Here is an 8,877-nt window from a genome sequence, read left to right on the forward strand (position 1 = left end):
GCCGGCTCGAGGGTGGCCGGCTCGAGGGTGGCCGGAACATCCGGCCGGGTGGCAGCCCCGCGGGCGGATTCGATGGGGTGGCCGGGATCCGGGAGATCCAGTTCGACGCGGGCGGTGCGTGTGTGCTCGGACACGGCCGAGGCCTGTTCGCCGCCACTCATCTGGGCGAGCAGCCGGACCTTCTCGGCGGCCCACTCGGCCTGGTGGCGATCAAGCCTCGTCGTCAGGGTCGCGACCTGGCGCTGGGCCTCCTCGGCCTCGGTACGCGCCATCGCCAGCCGGGAGGAGAACTTCGCGGAGCGCTCCTCGGCCTCGGCGAGCTGCCTGCGCAGCCGCACGGCCTCGGCCGCGAGCGCCTGGACGTTCTCGGCGTCCGACGGCACCGCGTCGTCGGGCTCGCCCGGCTCCTCGGCCCGGGCGAGGGCCTCCTCGAGCATCCACACCCGGTGACCGGCGACAGCGGCCTGCCCCTCGGCGGCGGTGACCCGCTGTTCGGACTCGGCCGCCTGCCGCTCGGCGGTGGCCAGCCGGGCCGTGAGCGCCGCCTTCTCCAGCAGCCACTCGTCCCGCTGATGATCGTCCCTCCGATGATCGTCCTGCTGGCGATCGTCCCACTGGTGATCATTCGGCTGGTGGTCGTCCCGCTGGCCCGATGACCGCGTGCCCGCACGCGCGGGCGGAACGGAACCGGTCCCGGCGCCGACAGCCGATGGTCCGGCCCCGGCGGTGTCCGGGCCGCCGTCGCCCGGGCCGCCGTCGCCCGGATCGTCGTCCCGTACGCGGGACGCGGGACGGAGGGCGTCACCGCCGGCCGCCGGCGGACCGGACGGGCCGGCGGGCCGCGCGTCGGGCGTGCCTGCCGGAGCGGGCCTGCCTGCCGGCGGCGTCACAACGGGCAGCGGCCCGGTGCCGGGGGCGGGCAGGGCGGTGGCACGCCGTATCTCCTCGACCCGGCGATGTACGGGGCCGAGGAGGAACACCCAGGTCAGCAGTGCACCAACAGCCAGCGCCGCCGCCATGAGCACCAGAATCTGGCCGGCGAGGTAGAGCACGGGTGATCAGCCTCCTTCCCGCGGTGCGCGCCGCGGGGATCCGCACCGGTACGGGTGGCAGCCTCCGGCATCATCCTGGGTTCCCATCATGGCCACGAAAGTCCTCCGTGGGTGCGCCGGGCGCACCCTGAATCCATCACAAAAGTATCGCGAAGCGCGGTCGCGATCTTTCCGGGTGGCGGCAAACCAATAGGCGCATGGCGGCTGTCCACGCGCCCGGTCACGCCGGGTACGCTCGCCGACGGCCCCGGCCGGAACATCCCCCGGGACGGTCCGGTATCGAACCATTCCACAGCCGTGTTCCGAACGTCCAGTTCCAACCGGACGACCAACGGGCGACGGTGTGGTCCGAGTGTCCGCCATGGCCGGAACAGCCATGTCAACTGCCAAACAGTCCTGTCAACTGCCAAACAGCACTGTCGGTCGTAAAACAGCACGATGCCACCGGATGCGGGCCGCAAGCGGATAGCATGGCGTCCAGGTCGGCACGCCGCCTCGGGCCCCGCGGCGCGTCGGCCCGGGGCAGCGGTCCCGGCGAGAGGTTCTGGCGCGGAGGTCCTGGTAGGAGGCCCTGGCAAGGGCCCTGGTGAGGAGCTCAGCCCATGTGCGGGTAGGCGACCTGTCGCGGTGGGTCGAACGTCTCCTTCAGTGCCCGCGGGGAGACCCATCGCAGCAGATTCAGCGCGGAGCCGGCCTTGTCATTGGTGCCGCTCGCCCGCGATCCGCCGAACGGCTGCTGGCCCACCACCGCGCCGGTCGGTTTGTCGTTGATGTAGAAGTTTCCGGCGCTGTACCGTAGCGCCTCGGTAGCGGTGGCGAGCGCGCGGCGATCCCGGCCGAAAACCGCGCCGGTCAGCCCGTAGGGCGAGAAGTCCGTGACATCCCGCAATGCTGTGGTAAAAGCGTCCGAACCGGGCCGTCCCGGAGCATCGTCGTAGATATGCACGGCGAGTACCGGCCCGAAGTACTCGGACGTGAACACCTCGTGTGCGGGATCGGCGCACACGACGACCGTCGGTTCCACGAAGAATCCGGTCCGGTCGTCGGCGCCGCCACCGACGAGCACCGACACGTCCGGGTCCGCGCGCAGCCGCGCGAGCAGGGCCGACAGCCGGTCGAAGGCCCGCCGGTCGATCACCGCCCCGCCGAAGAGGCTCAGGTCGGACACGTCACCGTAGGTCAGCGCCGCGGTCTGCGTGACCAGCTGGTCACGAAGACCCGACCGCCACAGCGAGGCGGGCAGGTAGGCGCGGGACGCCGCCGAGCACTTCTGCCCCTGGTACTCGAAGGCACCCCGGACCAGCGCGACGACGAGCGCGTCCGGGCCGGCGCTGGGGTGGGCGACGACGAAGTTCTTCCCGCCGGTCTCGCCGACCAGCCGCGGGTAGTCCCGGTAGCCGTCGATCCCCTCGGCCACCGTCCGCCACATCGTCCGGAAAGTCGCCGTCGACCCGGTGAAGTGCACCCCGGCGAGCTCCCGGTGCCGCAGCGCCACCGCCGAGACGGCCGCGCCGTCCCCGGTGACCATGTTGATCACCCCTGGTGGGAGGCCCGCCGCCGCCAGCAGCGACATGGTGTGCTGGGCGGCGAGCTGCTGGGTGGGGCCCGGCTTCCAGACCACCGTGTTGCCCATGATCGCCGGAGCGGTCGGCAGGTTCGCCGCGATCGAGGTGAAGTTGAACGGCGTCACCGCGAGGACGAACCCCTCCAGGGGACGGTAGTCCATGCGGTTCCACGTGCCGGGCGCCGAGAGCGGCTGCCCGGCGACGATCCCACGGGCGGCGGCGACGTTGAAACGCCAGAAGTCGATCAGCTCGCAGGCCGCGTCGATCTCCGCCTGGTAGCAGCTCTTGCTCTGCCCGAGCATGGTCGCGGCGTTGAGGGTGTCCCGCCAGCGCCCGGCCAGCAGGTCGGCCGCCCGCAGGAACACCGCGGCCCGGTCGTCCTGGGACAGCGCCCGCCAGCCGGGCGCCGCGGCCAGCGCCGCGTCCACCGCGGCGGCGACGTCGCCGGGCGCCGCCGCCCGGCCCGCGCCCAGCACCAGCTCGTGCCGGTGCGGGGCGACCACCTCGAACGGCTCGCCGGCGCCCGGGCGCTCCCTCCCGGCGATCACCAGCGGCAGTTCGGCGCGCTCCCCCGCCAGCCGCTCCAGCGCCGCCCGCAGGCTGGCGCGCTGCGGGCTGCCCGGGGCATAGGCGCGGACCGGCTCGTTGACCGGTTCCGGGACGACAGCGACGGCATCCATCCCAACCCACCCTCCGAAGCGCTGGAAACCGAGCATTGGAAACACCGCGCCGGGACGCTCGAGGGGCGGGCCGGCCAGCCCGCGGCGCCCCTCCTGGAACGCTCCCAGACCAGGCGGCCCGCGGCCGTCCGCGACGCGCAGGAATATGTTCGCGCCTCGGGCGGCCGCCGTCCGCTGTTGTCCGCGCTCTGTCAGGTCCCGGTTCGGGTGCCGGGCCGGGCGCCGGGCCTGTGCCCGGGCCGCCCACAGGCGTCAGACGAGGTCCGCCAGCTCCTGGGTGGCGTACCAGAGCAGTTCGTAGCCGTCGGCGGTGTCCACCACGAACGCCGCGTCATCGCTGCCGAGGTCGGCCGCCACGATCGCCTCCGCCGCGGCGGCCACGGCGGCGACGGCGTCGACGGCGTCCACGTGGACGGCGGCGACGGCGGCCAGGGGCACCGGGCCGCCGATCTCGACGACGCCCCGGTCGAGGTCGTTGCGGATCCGCAGGCCGGAGTCGTCCACGTCCACTGCGAGGACCACCCGCCGGCGGGGCGCGCCCGGGTCGACGTCGAGCAGCCGCAGGCTGGCGCGGGCCGCGTCGAGCAGGAGCGCGTACTCCATCTCCTCGATGTCGGAGTGGGCATACCACTCCCGGACGGCGGGGGTGACCGCGAAGCCGAGCCCCGCCGGGACCGCCCGGTCCGCGAGGACACGCCGGGCGGCCGACAGCGTCGACGGCAGGTAGACACGCACGCTGCCAGTGTGCCGTGCGGCGCTCGACGGCCCGCACGCTGGGCACACGGAGCCAGCCGCCAGGACGGCCGACGCACGAGGGCCGGACGGGTCAGCCAGCGGCCGCCAGACGGCCGTCGGCGCCGGACGAGGCCGTGGGCACGGATGCCGTTGGTGAGGCCGTGGACGGCGTGCCCGTGGACGGCGTCCCGATGCCGGCCTCCGCCAGCGCCGCCGCGCTCGTCCGCAGCGAGGTCTGGAAAACCTCCTGCCGGCGGCTGAGATCCATGACGTTACCGCCGATGATCTCCAGATCCTCCGGCCCCGGGCAGATCACCGTGACCTTCGTCCCGGTGGCCCGCAGCAGTTCGGTCTCCCGGATCAGCACCCTGGTCGCCAGCCGCCGCATCTGGCGTTCGAGCCGGGCCAGCGCGCCCCGGGGCTGGTCGAAGCCTAACGAGCAGGCGGGCGCGAGCACCACGACCTCGTCGAGACCGGCGTCGACGAGCAGGTCCACCGATGTTGGCGACCGCGTCCCACCGTCCACATAGGGCTGCCCGTCGATAACGACGGGCGCGTACCATGACGGGATCGCGCACGACGCCATCACGGCCTCGGCGATCGACGCCCGGGGCGCGTCCGGCGAGCCGAACACGACCCGTGTCCCGGTGTCGTAGTCCATCGCGACGATCCACAACGGCGCGGGAGTCGGCCAGGTGGTCACGGTGGCGCCCACGGAGGACACCAGGTCGCCGACGGCGGCCAGCGTCCCGCGGCCCTGCGGGAGCAGGGAGACCAGGGCCACCAGCGGGGTCACCCGGCGTGGGTGCAGGGCCGAGGTGGCGAGCAGCCGACGCGAGCCGATGCGCATCCGCGGCCGCGGCGGGAGAGCCGAACCGAGGCGGGTGTAGTCGAGGACCGGATCGCCGAACAACGGCTCGCCGTATTCGGAGTTGACCATTGTTTCGACGCTCGTGCCAAGGCCGATCAGAGCCGCCAGCACCGCTCCGGCCGAGGTACCGACGGTCATGTCCATGTCGCGGACGTCGACGCCGGCCGCTTCCTCGTAGGCGCTCAGGGCACCGATCATCCACGCCGACCCGAGCACCCCCCCGGCGCCCAGTACCAGTCCGCGGCGGGGAACCCTGCTGCCAGCCATCAGCCACCTCCTGCTGCGCGTCACAACCTGCTGTGCGTCACAACCCCCCGGTACATGCCCCCGCCGCCAGCGACAGGGACCATGCCGGCGGCAGCGGTACACACCTCTGGCCCGCCGCGCACGTTCTCGTGGCTGGCCACCGCGCCTTCCCAGCATGCGGCACGCCAGGAACCAACGCTGCCCAGGAACCGACACCGTCCTGGAGCCGACCGGCACCGTCCCCAGGGGACGACCGGCACCGTCCAGGGCGGAGTCAGGGCGGAGTCAGGGCGGCCGGCGCGGCAACGCCCTACTCGGGAACCTCCTCCTCGCCGAAATTCGTCTCCAGCACGCCCCACCCCCGCAGCCGTTCGGAGAACTCCTGCGGAGTGGTGTCGTGCAGAAGGGCCAACGCCCTCAGGTCGCCGTCCCGGATGGAGAGGACCTGTCCGGCGTAGTCGTCCCGCTGGCGCTGTATCTGCGCCACCCACCGGCGCACCAGCGCGGACGAGTCCGGTGGCGCCTCAGCGAGTTTCTTCAGGTTGAGGACGGTGCGGTGCCGGTGCTCGCGAGGAGGTAGCGCCTCCTCCTCCGGCAGCAGCGCCGAGACCGGAACGCCGTAGAACGCGGCGAGTTCCGAGAGCTGGTGAACGCTGATCATCCGGTCGCCACGCTCGTAGGAGCCAACCGCCGCGGTCTTCCAGCGCCCGCGTGACTTCTGCTCCACACCTTGCAGGGACAACCCCTGCTGGATCCGTATGGCCCGGAGACGAGCTCCCACGGCCTTCGCGTACTCCCGACTCATCCGATACACCCCCCGTCCACCTCAACAGAGCACTTGGTGATCATTTATCGCTCCCACCACTGCCCCACCACTGCGGTGACGCAGGTGCTCACACTAACTGAACGTTACCCGAAAAGGATAGCTACATTTGATTAATGCAATTAGTCATCTGATCGTCACCATGGTTACTTCCCGTAAGATCTCTCCCCTCGCCAGAAGTGAAATCCACCCGAGCGGCACCGGCGCCACGCTGCGAACAGCATGATGATTGCTAACAGCTATCTTTTCTCTACGATCAGTCACTCAGACAGGCTGCCCCGGAACCGCAGTCCGTAACCGTTCCGCTGGCTGGTTAGAGGAAGATTTGCTTGTAAAAACGGCATTCCCGGCAGAGGAAGGTCGCCCGGATCGGTTACTCTTCGTATAAAATTAGCGGGACAAGTCATACTAGATCAAAAAGCGTCCGAAGCCGGGCGCGACCCGTCGGCCCGCGGCCCGCGCAGCCTCGTCCGTGCGGCCGGCCCCAGCCGCCCGCACGGCTCGTACGCACAGATCACTACAAATCGTCCTTATATGATCACATTCCGCGCACGATGCACGGCGTGCTGACAGGTGCCGGCCGTCCAGGCGCCGCCCGCGCGGTCGAACATCCGTCGGGCACGCTCCGGCGCGGCCCGCGCCCGCGGGCCGTCAGGGCAGCCGCTCCCCCCGCCCCCGGGCCGAAGCCCGGCGCGGCCCGCGCCCGCGAGCCGTCAACGGTGAACGGGCGAGCGCCGGCGGCGGCCCCGCACCGGACGCCCCGCCACCCGCGCGGCCAGCTCGCTGATCGCCAGCCTGGCCGGCGACGTCGGGGCCACATCCCGCAACAGCTGGCCGGCGGCCTGCGCGCTGTCCATCGCCGCGACGTCGAGCGGTATCGCGGCCACCGGCTCCATACCGACATGGCGCACCATCGCCCTGGCGACCTCCCGGCGGGCGTCCTTCCCGACCGCCGAGGCGCGCAGCCGGTTCACCACGACCCACGGATCCGCACCGGGCACGGCCTCGCGCAGGTCCGTCAGCCCACGCACGAAACGCACCAGCCCGACCGGCTCCGCGCTTGCCACGGCCAGGATGCTGTCGGCCGCGGCGAGCACCACCTGGGTCACGCCGTTGCGCCGCGGCGCGGACGTGTCGAACGACAGCTCCTCGTCCATCTCCAGGCAGAAACCGCAGTCGACGACGACGAAGCTCGCCAGCCGCCGCGCCAGCGCGAGCACGACCTCCACCGAGGCCGGACGCAGCTCCGGCCACCGCGACGGACGGGCGATACCCGGCAGGATGCGCAGCCCCCCACCCAGATCCCGGCACAGCAGCGCCAGCCGGGGGACGTCGAGAACCCCCTGGTTGGCCGCCCGGGCGGCGGCGGCCAGGCCGGGCGCCTCCTCCAGCAGCCCCACCAGCTGCCCGATCGCCCCGCCGTAGACGTCGGCGTCGACGAGCAGCGTCGGCATGCCCATGGCGGCGAGCTCCGCCGCCACCCCCAGGGCCACGGTGGTGCGGCCCGGGGCGCCGGTCGGGCCCCACACGGCGATCACCCGGCCGTCGCCGGGCTCGGCGAGAGCATCGGGCGGCGGCTGGTCGGCCACCGGCGTCAACGTCGCGAAACCGGGCGCCGGTCTGCTGTACGCGGCGGGCAGCAGGCCGGCGACATGATCGGTGCCGGTGAGCGCCCGGACCGCTTCCACCACCGCCGACGCCACGATCTCGGCCGTCGCGTCGGTCGTGATCACCGCCGCGACACCGAGCTGGCGCAGCCGGCGCTCGCCGTCCTCGTCCCCGGGGGTGATCAGGCCGACCGCCGCGACCCCGGCCACGGCCAGCCGGGTCAGCGCGTCCCGGTCCAGGCGGCGCAGGTCCGCCGAGAGCAGCGCGGCCCGCGCCGCGCCCGTCGTCGCCGCCGCGAGCAGATCGGGCAGGTCGACACACCGGCGGACCACCGTCACCCCGAGATCACGGCGGTCGAACGCCGTGACAAGCCCGGACTCGACGACCGAGTTGGTCACCGCGGTCAGGATCGGCAGGCTCATTGCCCGAACCCCGGCACAGCGCTCGGACCCGGCCCGCCGACCTCACCCCGGGAACCGCGCTCAAGCTTGACGACGTCCACCCGTTCACTCTGGGACGCCGCCACCACGTTGATGGCGAGCTCCACCGGCACCCGCAGCGTCAGCGCGTACGAGCCCGCCGCCAGCGTCGTCCGCGCGACGAACTCGACATCGTGCAGCACCAGCACCTCCGTGCCGGCGCTGCCGGTCTGCACCACCGGCACCTGGCCGGCGGCCTGCGCCGCGCCCGCGCCCGCCGTGCCCGGTGTGCCAGCGCCGGTGCCCGCGCCGGTGGCGGCGCCGGTGGCGGCACCGGCACCCGCCGGGCCCGACCGTTGTAGGACGAAGACGTCCACGTGATCGCCCGGGGTGAGCGCGGGGGCTCTGCCGTCCTTGACGACGATCGAGACCAGCCGAGTCGGGCGTACGTCGTCACGCACGAAGTCAGCGCCGCTGAGCAGCTCCCCGGCGGACACCGGACGGGCGAGCATCGTCCCCACCAGCTCCGACCGGCGCCCACCCGGGAAGTAACGGCTCGCGGTCGCCGAGCGCAGGTAGGCCGAGGCCGTGGTGAGATCGGCGGCGGCCACGACATGCCCGGCCGGGAGGTCCGCGGCCGCCACCACCCAGTCCTGGCTGCCATCGGCGGTCGCGAACAGGCGGGCGCCCACCACGACCGACACCAGTACCAGCAGGACGCCCACCAGCAGACGGGAGTCCCGCCAGCGCGGCGGGGTGAGCCGGCGGGCCGGCGGCGACGGTGCTGTCGGCGGTGACGGTGGGGCAGCCGGCTTCTCCGAGACCGCGACAGCGGGGGTGAGGTCGGTCACCGGCGGACCTCCTGTAGCTTGTGTCCC

The 8,877-nt window shown here is 72.7% G+C and carries 6 protein-coding genes and 1 pseudogene; all 7 read right to left on the bottom strand.

What is annotated here, in order from left to right:
- Window positions 1-1,052 (bottom strand): annotated as a pseudogene (locus AC5LUJ_RS16785) (hypothetical protein); the annotation flags it as partial.
- Between the two features lie 595 nt (window positions 1,053-1,647).
- Complete coding sequence (pruA, locus tag AC5LUJ_RS16790) at window positions 1,648-3,297, bottom strand: L-glutamate gamma-semialdehyde dehydrogenase (RefSeq protein WP_493465265.1); 1,650 nt, start codon at window positions 3,295-3,297, stop codon at window positions 1,648-1,650.
- Window positions 3,298-3,549: 252 nt separating this feature from the next.
- The gene (locus AC5LUJ_RS16795) at window positions 3,550-4,032 is read right to left on the bottom strand and encodes a DUF6912 family protein (protein ID WP_250287415.1); all 483 of its coding nucleotides are present in this window, start codon (window positions 4,030-4,032) and stop codon (window positions 3,550-3,552) included.
- Between the two features lie 91 nt (window positions 4,033-4,123).
- Window positions 4,124-5,170, bottom strand: coding sequence for a patatin-like phospholipase family protein (locus AC5LUJ_RS16800; RefSeq protein WP_250287416.1), 1,047 nt, complete (start codon window positions 5,168-5,170; stop codon window positions 4,124-4,126).
- 289 nt (window positions 5,171-5,459) lie between these two features.
- A complete protein-coding gene (locus AC5LUJ_RS16805) occupies window positions 5,460-5,954 on the bottom strand; it encodes a transcriptional regulator (protein ID WP_250287418.1) in 495 nt (164 codons plus the stop codon).
- 731 nt (window positions 5,955-6,685) lie between these two features.
- Window positions 6,686-8,002 (bottom strand): CpaE/TadZ family protein, encoded by a 1,317-nt coding sequence (locus AC5LUJ_RS16810; protein WP_493465266.1) that lies wholly within the window; start codon window positions 8,000-8,002, stop codon window positions 6,686-6,688.
- On the bottom strand, window positions 7,999-8,850 hold the full coding sequence (locus AC5LUJ_RS16815) for an SAF domain-containing protein (RefSeq protein WP_250290262.1): 852 nt from the start codon (window positions 8,848-8,850) through the stop codon (window positions 7,999-8,001). The genes AC5LUJ_RS16810 and AC5LUJ_RS16815 overlap by 4 nt, the downstream gene beginning before the upstream one ends.
- Window positions 8,851-8,877: the final 27 nt, after the last annotated feature.

Source organism: Protofrankia sp. CiP1_Cm_nod3, from assembly GCF_982290655.1.

Coding starts and splice junctions, on each gene's coding strand:
- AC5LUJ_RS16810 (WP_493465266.1), bottom strand. CDS start 8,002: ATGAGCCTGCCGATCCTGACCGCGGTGACCAACTCGGTCGTCGAGTCC.
- pruA (WP_493465265.1), bottom strand. CDS start 3,297: ATGGATGCCGTCGCTGTCGTCCCGGAACCGGTCAACGAGCCGGTCCGC.
- AC5LUJ_RS16805 (WP_250287418.1), bottom strand. CDS start 5,954: ATGAGTCGGGAGTACGCGAAGGCCGTGGGAGCTCGTCTCCGGGCCATA.
- AC5LUJ_RS16800 (WP_250287416.1), bottom strand. CDS start 5,170: ATGGCTGGCAGCAGGGTTCCCCGCCGCGGACTGGTACTGGGCGCCGGG.